This window comes from Amycolatopsis sp. NPDC058278 (assembly GCF_042881395.1).
Lineage (GTDB): Bacteria > Actinomycetota > Actinomycetes > Mycobacteriales > Pseudonocardiaceae > Amycolatopsis.
The window spans coordinates 1-14,995 of record NZ_JBHVXZ010000018.1 but is presented as its reverse complement, the minus strand read 5'-3'; the positions used below and the strand labels follow the sequence as shown (position 1 = coordinate 14,995).

Genomic DNA, 14,995 nt, shown 5'->3' with positions numbered 1-14,995 from the left:
GTCACCCCAGACCGCCGTAAGCCGCGGTCACCATGCTCATGCCCCGGCCGTCGCCCACGATGGCGTCGACCATCTGGTTCATCACGTAGGCGACGGTGAGGCCGGCGTCGAGGTCGTTGAACACCAGGGAACCACCCATGCCGCCCCAGAAGCAGTTGCGGCCGCTGATGCCGTATCCCAGGCCGTACCGCATCGGGACGCCCAGGCCGTAATCGAGGCCGTGGTACTGCTCCTCCAGGGCCCGCTCGCACCCGGCCCGCGACAGCAGCCGCACCCCGCCGGCGGTCCCCCCGGCCGACAGGACCGACTGGACGGCCGCGACCGACCGGGCATTGCCGTAGCCGGCGCCCGACGGGATCTCCGCGCGCCGCCACGCCGCGGTGTTCGTGTCCTCGGGCACCAGCTCGGGATTGGGCGCGACGTCGAAGTGCTCGGTGGGCGGCGGCACGGTCAGCCCGCCGGGCGGGGCGAGGGACGGCGCGACGCGGTGGTGGTCGGCGTCGGGCAGCCCGATATGGAAATCCGCGCCCAGCGGGCCGGCGACCTCCGCGGCGAAGAACGCGCCGATCGTTTTCCCGGTGATCCGCCGGACCACTTCGCCGAGCAGAAACCCTTGCGTGAGTGCGTGGTAGCAGCCGATTTCCCCCGGCGTCCACCGCGGTTTCTGCGCGGCCAGCAACGCGGTGACTTTGCTCGGGTCGCACAGGTCGTCGAGGGTGATGGGTGTGTCCCAGACGGGCAGCCCCGACGTGTGCGACAGGACGTGCCGTACCCGCACGTCCGCGGCGCCGAACTCCGGCCAGTACCGGACGAGCGGCGCATCGAGGTCCAGCTCCCCGCGATCGGCGAGGATCAAGGCGCACAACGCGACCATCGTCTTGGTGCTGGACCAGACGTTGGTGATCGTGTCCCGCTCCCAGGCCACGGTTCGACCGGCATCGGCGTACCCGCCCCACAGATCGACCACGGGTTCCCCGCGGAAGACGACCGCGACCGAGGCGCCGACATCCTCTTTGGCCAAGGACTCCGCCAGCGCGTCGCGCACTTCTCCGAACCGCTCATCGCACGTACCCTGCACCTGCGTCATGGGAATCGACTTAACTCCGTCCACGTCGGCGGCGCCACCGAATTAACCGGCGTAAAGGAATAGTGATCACCCACCGGCACCGCGAACCGCGAATTCCCCACGAAATGTCCTTTATCAACTTGTAGTGCGCCGGCCGGGCGCGCCGGTGCGAGGATGACTCCATTGCTCCGGACGGGGCATCGGAGGTGCGCCGATGGCGACCGAAGTGGCGACGTTCTGCCCGCTGTGCGTGTCCCGGTGCGGGGCCACCGCCACCGTCGAGGACGGGCGCCTGCTCGCCCTGCGCCCGCTGCCCGGCCACCCCACCGGCCAGGCGATCTGCGTCAAGGGCAAGGCCGCGCCGGAGATCGTCGCGCACCCCGGGCGGCTGCGGCACCCCCTGCGGCGGACCGCTCCGAAGGGCGCGGCCGACCCCGGCTGGGAGCGCATCGGCTGGGACGAGGCGCTGGCCACCGTCGCGGCGCGGCTGACGGCGATCGCCGCCGAGTCCGGGCCGGAAGCGGTCGTGTTCGGCACCGCCTCGCCGTCGACGTCGGCGATGTCCGACTCCGTCGACTGGCTGACGCGGCTCCGGCGGGCCTTCGGCAGCCCGAACCTCGTGAGTTACATGGAGCTGTGCGGCTGGGGCCGCCACCTGGCCACCACGTACACCTGGGGCGAGCCGGTGCCGGGCGGCTACCTGCCCGACCTCGAGCACGCCGGCTGCATCCTCTACTGGGGGTACAACCCGTCGGTGTCCCGGCTCGCGCACGCCACCGCGACCACGGCGGCGCTGCGGCGCGGCGCGAAGCTCGTCGTGGTGGATCCGCGCCGGGCCGGGCTGGCGAGCAAGGCCGACCACTGGCTGCGCGTCCGGCCCGGCACGGACGCGGCACTCGCGCTGGCCATCACGAACGAGATGATCGAAAACGGCTGGTACGACCCCGATTTCGTCACCCGGTGGACCAACGCGTCGTGGGCGGTCCGGGCCGACACCGGCGAGCTGCTGGCGCCCGGCACACCCCCGCCGGACGGGGTGGCGACCCGCCGCGTGTGGGACCTCATCGCCGAAGAGTGCGCCCGGTTCACCCCCGGCGTCGCCGAGCGGATCACCGGCGTGCCCGCGGACCGGATCACCGCCGCGGCCCGGCTGCTCCGGGAAGCGCGCCCGGTCGCGTTCTACACCTGGAGCGGGCTCGAACAGCACAGCAACGCGACGCAGACCGTGCGGGCCATCGGCCAGCTGTACGCCCTCACCGGCTGCCTCGACGCACCCGGCGGGAACGTCCTGTTCACGCCGGTGCCGGCGAATCCGGTCGACGGGATGCCGCTGCTTTCCGCCGGACAGCGGGCCAAGGCCATCGGCATCCGCGAGCGGCCGCTCGGCCCGGCGCGGTTCGAGTTCGTCACCGGCGAGGACTTCTACCGGGCGGCGCTGGACGGCGTCCCGTACCGGGCCCGGGCGCTGGTCAACTTCGGCGCCAACCTGGTGCTGGCCCACGGCGACAGCGCCCGCGGACTGGACGCGCTCGGCGCGCTGGACTTCTTCGTGCACACGGACCTGTTCATGAACCCGACCGCGGAACAGGCCGACATCGTGTTGCCGGCGACCAGCGCGTGGGAAGCCGAGGCGTTGCGGATCGGGTTCGAGACGAGCCAGGACGCGCAGTCCACCGTCCAGCTGCGCCGCCCCTTGGCCACCCCGCGCGGCGAAGCCCGGCCGGACCTGCGGATCATCTTCGACCTCGCCCTCGCGCTCGGCCTGGGCGAGCACTTCTTCGACGGCGACATCGAGGCGGCCTGGCGCCACCAGCTCGCGCCCAGCGGCGTCAGCCTGGAACAGCTGCGGGCCGCGCCGGAGGGCATCCGCCTGCCGTTGCGGACGGTCCACCGCAAGTACGAGCAGCGCGGCTTCCGGACGCCCTCCGGCGTGGTCGAGCTGTACTCCGAGGCGCTGCTCCGGCAGGGCTACCCCCCGCTGCCGGGCTACGACGAGCCGTCGCTCAGCCCGCTGTCCCGGCCGGACCTGGCGGCCCGCTACCCGCTGATCCTCACCTGCGCCAAGTCGCTGTTCTTCTGCGAGACCCAGCACCGCGCCGTCACCAGCCTGCGCAAGTCCGCCCCCGACCCCCAGGTCGAGCTGCACCCCGACACGGCCGCGGCGCGCGGCATCACCGCCGGCGACTGGGTGCGGCTGGAGACGCCCCGGGGCAGCGTCCGGGCGCGGGCGAAGTTCAACGTCAACCTCCACCCGGACGTGGTGTGCGGCCAGCACGGCTGGTGGCAACCCGCGGCCGGGCTCGGCGAGCCGGGTTATCCGGTCACCGGCGACGGCAGCGCCAACCTCAACCTCGTGCTGGGCCAGGGACCGAGCGACCCGGTGAGCGGCAGTTCGCCGCTGCGCGCGTCGCTGTGCGAAATCGCGCGGGAGAACGGTTAGCGGCTCCGGGTCCCCGGGGCGGGCGATGATCGACGGGGGTGCCGTCGTCTACCGTAAGGGCGGAACGGGTTACCGTCCGTGGTGCTCCGACGGCGATGGCAAGGCGGCTGGTGAAGGAACGCGAGTTGCGGCGCCGCTGCAGGCGGCTGCTGAACGAGCTGGGCATCCGGCCGCCGCTCGACGTCCTCGAGCTGTGCCGCAGCGTCGGTCACCAGCGCGGCCGCCCGATCCGGCTGATCCCGCACCGGATCCCGGTGCCCGGGCCGTTCGGGGCCTGGATCGCCACCGCCCGAGCCGACTACATCGTCTACCAGCAGGACACGAGCAAGCCCCACCAGCGCCACATCATCCTGCACGAGCTGGGCCACCTGCTGGCCGGCCACGGCGCCACCGAGGAGAACCACGACCTGGCCGACCGGCTGGCACCGGGCCTGGAACCGGAGGCGGTCCGGCGGGCCCTGCTGCGCACCTCCTACGACACCGACCACGAGCGGGAGGCCGAGACGGTGGCGACGATCATCCTGGAGTGGGCCTCGGTCCTCGACCGGGTCGCCCCGCCGTCGTCGGACGGGGGTGCCGCGCGGGGGATCGACGCCGCGCTGGACGAACGGCTGGGCTGGCTGTGAGCAGCAAGATCACGCTCATCGTGGTGCAGGGGGTGATCCTGTTCCCCGCCCTGCTGTGGAAGGTCTACCAGCTCACCCGCGCGCCGGGCGACGTCGCCCGCTGGATGGTCACCGCCTGCCTGGCCTGCTTCGCGGCCGCCTACCCGCTGGGCCTCTTGGCCGGGGACGTCAACCAGCCGGACCCCGGGCGGATCGTGCCGCTGCTGTTCCAGCACATCTTCCTCTGCGGTCTGGTCTTCTCGCTGGCGTGCTTCTTCCTGTTCTCGGCCCTGCCGCCCGCCCGGGCGCGACGGCGCGCCTGCCTGGAAGCGGTACCGCTGGGCACGGCGATCCTGGTGATGGCGACCGTCACCCTGCTCATGCCGGACGTCCCCCCGGCGCAGTACCCCCGCGCCGGGGTCTCGGTCTTCTACCTCGCGGCCGACCTGTACCTCACCTACGGCATCGCGAGCGCCTGCTTCTTCGCCCGGCGCTACGCGCGCGGGGCGGCGCCGCGGCTGGCCCGCGGGCTGTCGGTGGCGGCGGCGGGGTTCGCGATCGGCGCGCTCGGCGGAGCGACCCTGATCGCGGTGGTCCTGGTGCACTGGGCGGGCGCGGCGATCCCCCGGCTGCTGGTCCAGGCGACGGTCTGGCTGGTGTTCCCGAGCGCGATCCTGCTGGTCGTCGGCCTGTCCTACCCCGGCGTCGCCACCCGCCTGGCGGCGGCCCGCGTGTGGTGGCAGCACCTGCGGACGTACCACCGCCTCCGTCCGTTGTGGACAAAGCTGCACGAGGCGTTCCCGGAGGACGCGCTGAGCCGCACACCGCCGGGCCGGTGGGACGCGCTGAGCGTGCTCGGCGTCCACCGCCGTTACTACCGGAGGGTGATCGAATGCCGTGACGGGCTGGTCCGGATCAGCCCGTACGTCGCGCGCCTGGAGGGTCCGTTGCCGGATCGCCTCACGGAGGCGTTGCGAGCGCACGCCCGCCGCGAACCGGCCCCGGAGGAGCCGATGCCGATAGCGATCCCGGAGGGCGCCGGCCTCGACGACGACGCCCGCGAGCTGGTCACCCTGTCCGAGTCCCTGGCGGGGCGGACCGGTGCAGCGTCCCGGCCGGCGGGCGCGGCCGGAAGCCCGGTCAGCCGCAGGGCACGCTGAGTACCACGCCGTTGGCGGTGTAGGTGTTGATCGCGGTGCCGTCGCACTGGTACTGCACGACACCCTTGCCACTGGCCACGACCTGCGCGGCCCCGTCGACCAGCCGCGAAATCGACACGGGCAGCGGGATGATGGGCCCGAGCGGGAAGTAGGAGTACTGGTTCACCGCGGTCAGCGTGGTCGCGGTGGCGGTGAAGCTCCGGATCGGGCCACTGACGGCGTGCGCGGGCGCGACCCCGGCGCCGGTCAGTGCGACGACCCCGACGACGATTGCGGCGTACCGAGAAATCCGATGCGTCATGACTTCCGTTCTAACACCGCGTCCGGGAAGTGTCTGCCACCATTCGTACGCCCCTCGCCGGCACCCGTCTGCCGATGTCGCTCCATCGCGGCGAAGACGGCGGCGACCATCCGGTCAAGCCACGGCCGGCGGTTCAGGACAGCGGGACGTCGACGAGGCGGTACGGCCGCAGGCTCACCGGACCGAACAAGCCGGACGTGAGCGCCTCGCCACGCGCGTTCGCCCCCGTGTTCGTCACCCGCACCCGCAGCTTGGTCCGGCCCGGCCGCAGCGCCGCCGTGACGTCCAGCCGGTACGGCGGCCACAGCCGGGATCCGGCCGGCTTTCCGTTGATCTCGACCTCGGCCACCTCGTGGACCTCCCCGAGGTCGAGGAGCCACTTGCGGCCGGCCAAGGTCTCCGCGGCCACTTCGAATTCCTTTTCGTACCAAGCCGCACCCGAGTACGCCGGGTCCAGGGCGGTCCAGGACCCGAGCGGGCGCGTGCTCTCCGGAGCGCCCTCGCGGTCGGGCCGGAACACCCAGTCGCCGTCGAGCGGGATGGCCGTGAGCGGATCGGAAACCGGGGCGCCGCCTGCGTACCGGCGGCCGCCGGCGACCGCGGTGACGGTGACCGGTCCCGGCCCGGTCACCCGCACCGTGGCGATCGCGGCCCGGGTGTCGATGCGCACGCGTTCCACCGGCGCCGACGAAGACACCGCGTGCGCGGGTTCCCGCCCGGCTCGGAACACCACCAGCAGCGTCGCTTTGGGCTCGAGCCGCAGCACCACCGCCGTGCCGCCGCGGGGCTCGCCCGCGAACGGCGCCCGCCGCCACACCCCCGCCGGTGCCGTGGCGCCCGTGTCGGGGTCCCACACTTCGGGCACCCCGGTCGCCGGGAACGTCGCGGTGAGATCCACCGCCTCGGCGCGTTCGTTCAGCACGACGAACGTGGCGCACCCGTCGCCTTCGAGGCGCAGCACCCGGACGTCGGCGTGCCGCGGCTCCAGCACCGCCGCCGCGCCACCCGCGGCGGCCGCCGCCGTCGCGGCCGCCACCGGGTCGGCCACCCGGACCGCCGTGCGCGCGGCGAACAACTCGCCGAGCGCGGCGCGCAGGCCCGCGTCGTCTCCCCCGGCTTCGTGAGCCGGTGGTTCGCCGACGACGACCACGGTGCCCCCGCCGCGGACGAACCGGATCAGCGTCCGCACCGACCCGACCGCGAGGATCGGCGTCCGGGGCACCACCACGATCCCGTAGGCCTGCCGCCCGACGACCAGCCGCGACCCGTCCGGCCGGGCGTGGGCCACCAGGGCGGGGTCGGCGTCGAGCGCGCCTTCGTCGAGGAAGTCGAAGTCGACCTGCACGTCCTCCAGGGCGTGGGCGGCGGTGAGGAACGCCGTGTCGAGGCCGGCCATCGCCGGAGTGTCCTGTGTGGACTCGACGGCGCGTTGCGGCTGCAGCAGCGCGGTCCGGGCCCTGGCCGGCGCGCGGCAGGCTTCCATCAGCCGGCCGATCCAGTCGTTCAGCGGCGCGGACACCGCCCACCACGGGTTGACCGGCTGGAACGGCGGCGGGTAGACGATCTGGCTCTCGTCGCTGAACCGCGCGTGCAGCAGCGTGTGGTTCACCCCGCGCACGGCGAACGCCCCGACCACCTCGCGGACGAACGCCGGCGTGACCTGCCAGCCGGTGCCGCCCATCGCCTCCAGGTAGACCCGCTCCAGCCCGAGCTGGTGCGCGGTGCTGGCCGGCCAGCGCGACAGCGTGCGGTGGTAGCCGCGCTGGTAGTGGTCGAAGATCAGGTCGGTGCCCGGCACCTGCGCCCACTGGTTGCTCGTGTTCAGGTTGCCGGAACTGCGCAGCTGCTCCCCCGGCCCGTACTCGTCCCACAACGGGTTGGAGATCAGCTTCAACCCACGCGCGGCCAGCCATCGGCCCTGGGTCTTGTAGTACGCGGCCGCGAACCGGTTGCTCACCGCGCGCCAGAACACCCCGCGCAGCCGCAGACCGGCGTTGCCGAGGCCGCCGTCGTGCACCGCGGTCAGCGCGATGCCCGGTGACGTCCCGAGCGCGTGCAGCTCCGCGTCCAGCGTGGGCGACCACGGAACCGTGTTGAACGGCCCGTCGGCCGAGGCGAGGTACGGCTCGTCGTCGGCGAACCCGCGCAGGACCGCACCCGGCGCCCACGGGAACCGGCGCACGTACTCCCCGGGCACGGCGTCGACGAACAGCCGCACCGCCTCGTCGTCGAGCAGGTCCAGATAGGCGCGCCCGGTGCCGGTGGGGGTGCTCAGGTCGCGGACGGTGAACAGGTCCAGCCGCCAGCTCCCCGACGGCGGCGTCCACGTGCCGCCCGTCCGGGCCTGTGCGGTCAGGTCCACCAGGGTGGCCGGATCCGTCGAGGACTCCGGCCGCGCGGCCGCGGCGACCAGCGGCACGCCGGTCGCGGGGAGGTCGAAGCCGTCGAGCGCGGCCACCCCGTCGAACGTCTCCGCGTACAGCGTCCGGCCGTCCGGATCGCGCACGGTCAGGCTGTCCCACGACGACCGCTGGGTCGCCACCGCACGGACCCCGACCCGGCCGGAGGCGGGCGAGACCTCGGCCGGCGCCTGTCCGGCGCCGTCCAGGGACACCGTCAGGGTCGTGCCCCGGACGCCGACGACCAGCTCGTGGTCCGCGCCGGGGTCGAAGCCCGGCACCGGGGTGCCGCTGCGAACCAGCGCGAACGCGCCGCCGCTCTGCTGCCAGACGTCGACCGCGCCATCGGCGCGCAGGTCGGCGAGGACGCCGTTGCCCTCGTCGGCGCTGCGCACCATCAGCCCGGCCGTGGCCCGCTCGACCCGGACCTTCGCCACGACGTCGTAGTCCTGCCACCGGGCACCCTCGCGCAGCAACGTGACGCCGTCGCGGGCCTCGGCGTCGACCAGCAACCGGCCGCCCGACACCGACAGCCCCCGGCTCACCAGCGCCACCGGCACCCCGCCCGCGACGGTCAGGACCTGGTGCCCCACGCCCTTGAGCCGCAGGTCAGGCCGCGGCTCGTAGACCCGGTCGCCGATCTTCCCGCCGTCGACGACCAGGCCGCCGGCGCGGCCGCTCGGGAAGTAGTCGTCGTTGAACAGCCACAGGTGCATGCCGTGGCGCTGCGCTTCGCGCAAGGTGAACTCGATGAGCGCGAACCAGTCCTCGGTGAAGAACGCGGGTTTCAGCGCCGCCGTCTCGAACGGGAACACGAGCACTTCGTGGACGCCCTTGTCCCGCAGGTCCGCCAGCCCGCCGGCCACGAGGGCGGTCGTGACGGTGCCATTCCAGAACCACAGCACGGTGGGCCGCGAGTCCGGGCGCGGATCGGCGAACCGGCCCGCGCGATCACCGGTGTCCGGCGCGGCGTAGGCGATGGGCCACCCACCGGCCGTCCCGGCGACGGCGGCGGCCGAGGCGAGCGCGAGCACCCGTCGCCGGGACAGCCGGAACTCCCCGCCGATCACGGGATCCTTCTCGGTCATCGTGATCCTCCCCGGCTGTGCCGCCGAACGAGGGTTCGGGGCGCACGGTTCGATTGAAACGATTCAAGCTGCCGGGGAACTTACGTGACGCAGGTCATAGCGGTCAAGGATTTGTCCATCAGGTTGTCCGGTCGCTCACCGCGGCCGTCAGCGCGGCGTCAGGGGTGGTAGATCTCCTTGACCGTGGTGATCCGGTCGTCGCCGTTCACGATGATCTGCGCCAGCACCGAGCCGCCGCTCTGGAGCTGCCGGAGCAGCTGATCCTGGCCGCACGGCCCGTTTCCGTAGCCCTGTCCGTCGATGGTGACCGATTCGCCGGGGCACAGGGTGGCCGCACTGAACACCTCGCCGCCCTTCTGCAGCGGAAGCCGGTAGGTCTTGCCGTCGACCGGCACGTAGTGGCTGTTGTCCGGACCGCCCTGCTGACGGGTGACCAGCTGGAAGCGGACCATCTGCACCCCGGCGTCGTACCCGGTGAACTGCACCGTCTGGGTGGTGTTCGGGAACTTGCGGACAGGCTCCTTGCCGGCGCCGCCCGAGGGCCTGGTCTCCAGTTGCAGCGAACTGTTGGGCACACCGCAGACCACCGCACCCTGGCTGCTGCCCGCGGAGCCCGCCTGACGGGCGCAGGTCCACTTCCCCTGGACGTCGATGACCCGCTCGCCGGGGCCTTCGGCCTGCGGCAGCTTCCGGTAGTACTCGGCGATCACGTCGAACGCCTCGGTGCAGCCCGGCGTGGTGCCATCGGTGGCCGCCACCGCGATCAGGTCCAGCTTCGGCCGCCCGGGTGCGCCGACCTGCCCGCCGTACCGGCTGCAATCGACGTCACCGTTCGACACGGCACTGGAACCCGCGCTACCGGAACCGCCGGTGGCGACCCCCGGGCCACCCCCGTCCGGCACCTGCTCCACGGCCTCGCTTTTCCCCGGAGAACCATGGCCGGCAACACTGTTCCCACCGCACGCGGAAACCAAAGCGACGGCGGCGAACGCCCCGGCAACCACGGCCGTTTTGATTGTCTTCTTAGCGGTGAATCCCATCTCGGCGCCCCTCTCGCAGTTTTGTTGAAGCTTTGCCTGCGAGGACGTCAGAACCGGAACCAGGTTGTTCAGAAGCGCCGTCATACCGCGGTGTTGCCCGAAGGGCCCGGCCCGTCCTGTCCCCACGGGCAGACCTCGACCGGGTGCGCAACCTTCAAGTGCAGCTCCATCGCGTAGCACTCGGCTTCGAAGGTCGTCGTGGACACTGTGAATCCCTCTCGCCCGGTTGCGGCGTCGACCCAGTGCGCGACGCCGAAGAGGAGAGCGTGCCCGTAGCCGGGGTCGACCCCGGTGGGCAGATCGGGCTCGATGCGCATCACCTCGACCTCCGCGAATTCCCAGGTGATCATCCGTCGCTCACCCGGTCGCTCGGACACGAAGTCGAAGGCGATCGACATGTGCCTCTCTCCGGGGAGGAACACCTCCAGGCCGTAGGCGTGCTCCAGCGGCCGGCCCCGGCTGAACACCCGGCCGGCCCGCTCCTCATTCCAGCGGGACGTAGTCACCGCCCTTCCTTGCGGCCGCCAGATCGGCGTGCGTGGAAGCGCTGGTCGTGACGCGGCCCTGGACCACGCGGACATAGGAACCGCCCAGCGGGAAAACGAGCACGAATTTCGTCCCGTCGTTCCCCCGCAGCACGACTCCCCTCCGCAAGTCGTCGAGGAATTCGATGATGTCCCGTTCGATTTCCTCCGCGAATTGGCGCTGGTCGTCCCGCGATATGTCGTACAGGTCGGTGTCGATGTCGTAGGTGGCGCGCTTGCCGGTCACCGGCTCACGCGCTTCGAACTCCAGGCCGAGCCAGCGCTGCGGCTCCACCGTCACGACGGCCTGCCACGTCGATCCGCTCAGCCGCCACCTCGACAAGGCGCCGGTCTCGTCGGTGACGACCACCGTCCACCCGGTGCTCGCCCGCAGTTCGCCGAGGAACTCGAGGAGCCGGTGGCCCGCTCCGGATGTCATGTGCTCACCACTTCTTGTAATGCGACTTGTGCAACCAGTTGAAGTCTATGCCGACCTTGCGCCATTCCAGGTGGACGTGGATCGGGTTCAAGGCCTTTCCGAGCCGGCCGAGCTTCTTGTAGTGCTTGGGCGCCGGACCGAGCGACACACGCCATCTGGACAAGTTGTTCGGCTTGCCGATCCGCACGTAGTTGTTGCCGTTGCGGAAGAACTTGGCCGTGGCCTTCGTGGCTATCGACGCGGACCTCTTGGCGGCGGAAGCGACCTTGCCCGCGGCCCTCACCGCCGGGCCCACGAACTTCGCCGCCTTGCCCACGAACTTCGCCGCCTTGACGACGGCGCCGCCCAGTCCGCCGGTGACCGCGCCGAACGCGTACATCGCGGCCGCGCCCCAGTTGCCCTGGATGGCGTTGCCGACCGCGGCGACGCCGCTGGCCACCGCGCCGATCGGCCCCGGAATCCAGGAGACCACCTCGGCGACCTTCGTGACCGCCTTGACGATCGAGCTGAACCACGAGTTGCCGTCGAGGTCCATCGCGTTGATCGGGTCGCCGGCCACGTAGTCGTAGTCGTTGGCCGAGCCGCCCTCGACCGGGTCGACCGAGAGGAACCGGCCCAGCAGCGGGCTGTACGGACGGGCACCCATCTGGACCAGCGACAGCGCACCGGTGTGCTCGTAAGGCCGCTGGTATTGGCCGAGCCACCCGTAGTCCATCGAGCCCGGCGAGTTGTCCGGCACGTTCTGGGTGTCGACCGCGCCCGAAGCGGCCAGCGGCTGGCCGTACGGGTCGAACGTGCGCAGTTCGCCGGCCTGGTGGCCGGCCGCATCGGTGGACAGCACCAGGTCACCGCGGATCGACGGGTGGTCGAACGACGGGGTGAACGCGCCGTCGGAGCCCACCTTCGTCGTGTAGAGCACCCCGCCCGGCAGCGTCAGCGAGAGAGTGGTGAGCCGGCCGCCCGTGCTCAGCGTGAGGTCCGCGCTGTCCCCGTCGCCGGTGTAGCCGTAGCGCACGACAGTGTTGTTGTCGCAGTTGCGCGGGTCGCGCCGGACGATGCGGTTGGTCACGTCACGCGTGTAGGCGATGTCCGCCGCGCCCGCCCCGGCGGTGGTCTTCGCGCCGATGTTGCGGCCGGAGCCGTCCCACGCCAGCGTCGTCGCGCTGCCGTCGGCCGCCGTCCACCCCGTGGTGTTGCCCTCCGCGTCGTAGGTGAACCCGGAAAGCGCGGAGGCCCCTTCCGTGGCCAGCAGCCGGTCCGCCGCGTCGTAGCAGTACCGGGTTTCGGCGGTGCCGCTTGAGGTTTCGTCGAGCAGCCGCATCCGGTTCGTGTTCAGCCCGGCGTTCGCCTGGGTGCCCGCCGGGCAGGTGGCCGACGCGCTCGAGGTGAAGTCGTAGGTGTAGTGGTGGCCGGCCACGTAGGCCTCGGTCAGCCTGCCGACCCCGTCGTAGACGTAGTTCGGCGCGTTCGGACGGGCGTCGGTCCCGGCGAGGGACTCGTCGACGATCGTCCCCGCCGACGTGCGACCGACCTTCGAGACGACGTCCTTCCCGTCGCTCGTCTTCCACCCCAAGGACAGGAGCCGGGCGCCGTTGTCCTTGGTGACCGAGGCCAGCGACGTGCCGTTGCCGTAGGTGACCGAGGCGAGCTCGCCGCCGTTGTCGTAGCCGACCGTCGCGAGGACCTGGCCGTCGAGCTTCTGGGTGAGCACCCGTCCGGCGTCGTCGTAGGTGAAGGACACCGTGCGCGGCGGGTCCGCCGGGTCGGGTGGCGTCATCGTCGACGACGTCACCCGGCCGACCTGGTCGTAGCTCGTGCTGGTGCGCACGCCGTTGACGTCGGTGTAGCCGACGACCCGCCCGAGCAGGTCGCTGACCGTGGTCACGGTGCCCTTGTCGTCGCTGACCGACGACGTGAGCGGGTCGCCACCGACCGCGTAGTCGTGCGTCACGGTCCGGGCCGGGGCGTCCTTGCTCGCCGGCACCTTCTCCTGCAGCGGCCGGTCACGGCTGTCGTAGCTGGTGCATGTCCAGTCGCCACCGGACGCCTCGGCAACCACCCGGCCGGAAGCGTCGTAGACCTGCTCGTCGACCCGGGCCGGGCCCGCCGCGGGTGCGGTGGACGTGATCAGCTTCGGCAGGCCGCCCTGGTTGACCGCGGCGCTGCCGGGAGCACACGGGTTGACGCGGCTTTCGGTGTCGCCGTAGTAGGCGTAGGTGGTCTTCGCGCCGGACGGCATGGTCTTGCCGGTCTTGCGCAGATAGCCCGTTCCGGGCGGTTCGTACGACACCGAACCCGCGACCTTCAGTCCGTTGGGACTGGCCAGCCCCGACGTCGCCAGTCCGTACACCGGGTCGAGGCCGTTCTCGCCGAACTTGGTGGTGGCCGTCTTGTCCGCGACCCCGTCGGACTCCGAGGCCGTCGTCGACGTCTTCAGCCCGTAGCGCGGACGCAGCTGCGTGCCGGGTACCGGCTGCTGAGTGCCGGATGGAGTCGTCCAATGCAGTTCCAGCTGCGCGGTGAGATCGAATTCGTAGTAGTCGATCCGGATCCGTTTCGCTTGCCCGGCCGCGTCGGCGTGCACGACGGCCTGGCGCCACTTCGGCGTGGTGTTGATCCAGTCGTCGACGATCAGCTGGTCGTCGATCCAGACCCGCACGCCGTCGTCGGCGAGCAGCCGCAGGGTGTAGTCCCCGGCCGCGGGGAACACGATGTCGCCGGCGGCGCGGAGCGAGAAGTGGTCCGCGGGGAGCCCGGTGCCCGGTGCGTCGCTGTTCCAGTTCTTCACGAGCGAGCCGTCGGCGGTGCCGAAACCGGTGGTGTAGGTCTTCGGCGCGCCCGACAGCTTGTCGTTGTCGTACCACGAGACGGCCAGGCCGTTGACGCCCTCGTCATAGCCGTTGTGGCCGTGTGCCATGCCGCCGGGGCACGTTCCGCTCGGCAGCTGACCGGTGAAACAGGATGCGGGTGCCGGTCCGTAGGAGTCGACCGGGCGATCCGCGTAGTCGTACACCGTCGTGGACTTGCGACCCGCCGGGTCCGTTGTCGACAGTGAGAGGTCCTTGGGCCCCCACTCCTGCGTCGACACGCGGCCGGCACTGTCCGTCGTGGACAGGGTGCGATCGGCGTCGTCGTAGGTGACCTTGCCGGAAAACCCGATCGCCGGCGAAAGCCCCGCGGTGTCCACATACGTCGTGCGATTGGCCGGGTCGTAGCGGTAGCCGGTGCCCTCGCGGGGCTTGCCGATCCCGGCGACCGCCGAACTGACGTTGGTCGCCTTGGGCTTGGCGCCGGTGTCGTAGGTGACGACCGTGGTGAGGTCGCCCTCGTTGGCCTTCCGGTTGGCCGGGTCGGCGGCGATCCAGTCGTTCGCCAGGCTCGATCGTGCGCCGGTGAGCAGCCCCGCGGCGTTGTAGCCGTAGTCAGTGACCTCCGAACCCGGGTCTTCGATCCGGCCGAGGCGGCCGTCGACGTACCAGAGCCGCGTCTCGGTGCCGTCCCAGTAGCTGATCCGGCACAGCATCTGCGACGGCGGCAGCGCCTGGGCGCCGGGTGGTGGGGTGACGCCGCCGTAGCAGTCGTCTCCGGCGCGGTTGTAGTGCAGGACGTGAGACCGGCCGGAGACCGGGTCCTTGATCTCGCGCAGCCGCGACGGGGTGCCGTCGTAGACGTACTGCAGCGCCGCGGGCTTCCGTGAATCGGTGCTGGCGGTCTGGCTCTCGAGCCTGCCGTCGGCGCGGAAGACGAACACCTCACCGCCGTCGGTCAACGTGACCTTGCCGGCCACGTCGAGCGCCAGGACACCGTCCTCGTCCTGCGGCGGCGTGTAGCCACCGGCGCTCTTCTTGGTCCAGGTGTGCTTGGCTCCCGACGCGTCCGTCAAGACGATGTTCTGGTCGGTGACCTTGGCTTCGGTGTAGCTCGAGCCGTCAC

Annotated in this window: 10 protein-coding genes; 3 read left to right on the top strand and 7 right to left on the bottom strand. The window is 71.7% G+C overall.

Going from position 1 to position 14,995, the window contains the following annotated elements; genetic code table 11:
• Position 1: 1 nt before the first annotated feature.
• The gene (locus ACFVYA_RS11810) at positions 2–1,087 is read right to left on the bottom strand and encodes a serine hydrolase domain-containing protein (protein WP_387044636.1); all 1,086 of its coding nucleotides are present in this window, start codon (positions 1,085–1,087) and stop codon (positions 2–4) included.
• Positions 1,088–1,280: 193 nt separating this feature from the next.
• Here ACFVYA_RS11810 and ACFVYA_RS11805 point away from each other — a divergent pair, with 193 nt between their 5' ends.
• From ACFVYA_RS11805 to ACFVYA_RS11795, 3 genes are all read left to right on the top strand, one after another.
• Positions 1,281–3,506, top strand: coding sequence for a molybdopterin-dependent oxidoreductase (locus ACFVYA_RS11805; RefSeq protein WP_387044635.1), 2,226 nt, complete (start codon positions 1,281–1,283; stop codon positions 3,504–3,506).
• Positions 3,507–3,616: 110 nt separating this feature from the next.
• Positions 3,617–4,132 carry an ImmA/IrrE family metallo-endopeptidase gene (locus ACFVYA_RS11800; protein WP_285994120.1) on the top strand — a complete coding sequence of 172 codons (516 nt, stop codon included), beginning with the start codon at positions 3,617–3,619 and terminating at the stop codon, positions 4,130–4,132.
• Entirely contained in the window at positions 4,129–5,271 is a 1,143-nt protein-coding gene (locus tag ACFVYA_RS11795) for an MAB_1171c family putative transporter (protein ID WP_387044634.1), read from the top strand. Before ACFVYA_RS11800 ends, ACFVYA_RS11795 begins: the two co-directional genes overlap by 4 nt.
• Here ACFVYA_RS11795 and ACFVYA_RS11790 read toward each other — a convergent pair.
• From ACFVYA_RS11790 to ACFVYA_RS11765, 6 genes are all read right to left on the bottom strand, one after another.
• Positions 5,252–5,572, bottom strand: a complete 321-nt coding sequence (locus ACFVYA_RS11790) for a hypothetical protein (RefSeq protein WP_285989283.1) — start codon at positions 5,570–5,572, stop codon at positions 5,252–5,254. The two genes, ACFVYA_RS11795 and ACFVYA_RS11790, sit on opposite strands and share 20 nt — an antisense overlap.
• A 133-nt stretch (positions 5,573–5,705) precedes the next feature.
• On the bottom strand, positions 5,706–9,059 hold the full coding sequence (locus ACFVYA_RS11785; RefSeq protein WP_387044633.1) for a glycosylhydrolase-like jelly roll fold domain-containing protein: 3,354 nt from the start codon (positions 9,057–9,059) through the stop codon (positions 5,706–5,708).
• 158 nt (positions 9,060–9,217) lie between these two features.
• Positions 9,218–10,099 carry a hypothetical protein gene (locus tag ACFVYA_RS11780; RefSeq protein ID WP_387044712.1) on the bottom strand — a complete coding sequence of 294 codons (882 nt, stop codon included), beginning with the start codon at positions 10,097–10,099 and terminating at the stop codon, positions 9,218–9,220.
• Between the two features lie 80 nt (positions 10,100–10,179).
• Positions 10,180–10,605 carry a hypothetical protein gene (locus ACFVYA_RS11775; protein ID WP_387044632.1) on the bottom strand — a complete coding sequence of 142 codons (426 nt, stop codon included), beginning with the start codon at positions 10,603–10,605 and terminating at the stop codon, positions 10,180–10,182.
• On the bottom strand, positions 10,583–11,062 hold the full coding sequence (locus ACFVYA_RS11770) for a hypothetical protein (protein ID WP_387044631.1): 480 nt from the start codon (positions 11,060–11,062) through the stop codon (positions 10,583–10,585). The genes ACFVYA_RS11775 and ACFVYA_RS11770 overlap by 23 nt, the downstream gene beginning before the upstream one ends.
• Before the next feature lie 4 nt (positions 11,063–11,066).
• On the bottom strand, positions 11,067–14,995 hold a 3,929-nt coding region (locus ACFVYA_RS11765; RefSeq protein ID WP_387044630.1), incomplete at its 5' end, for an RHS repeat domain-containing protein.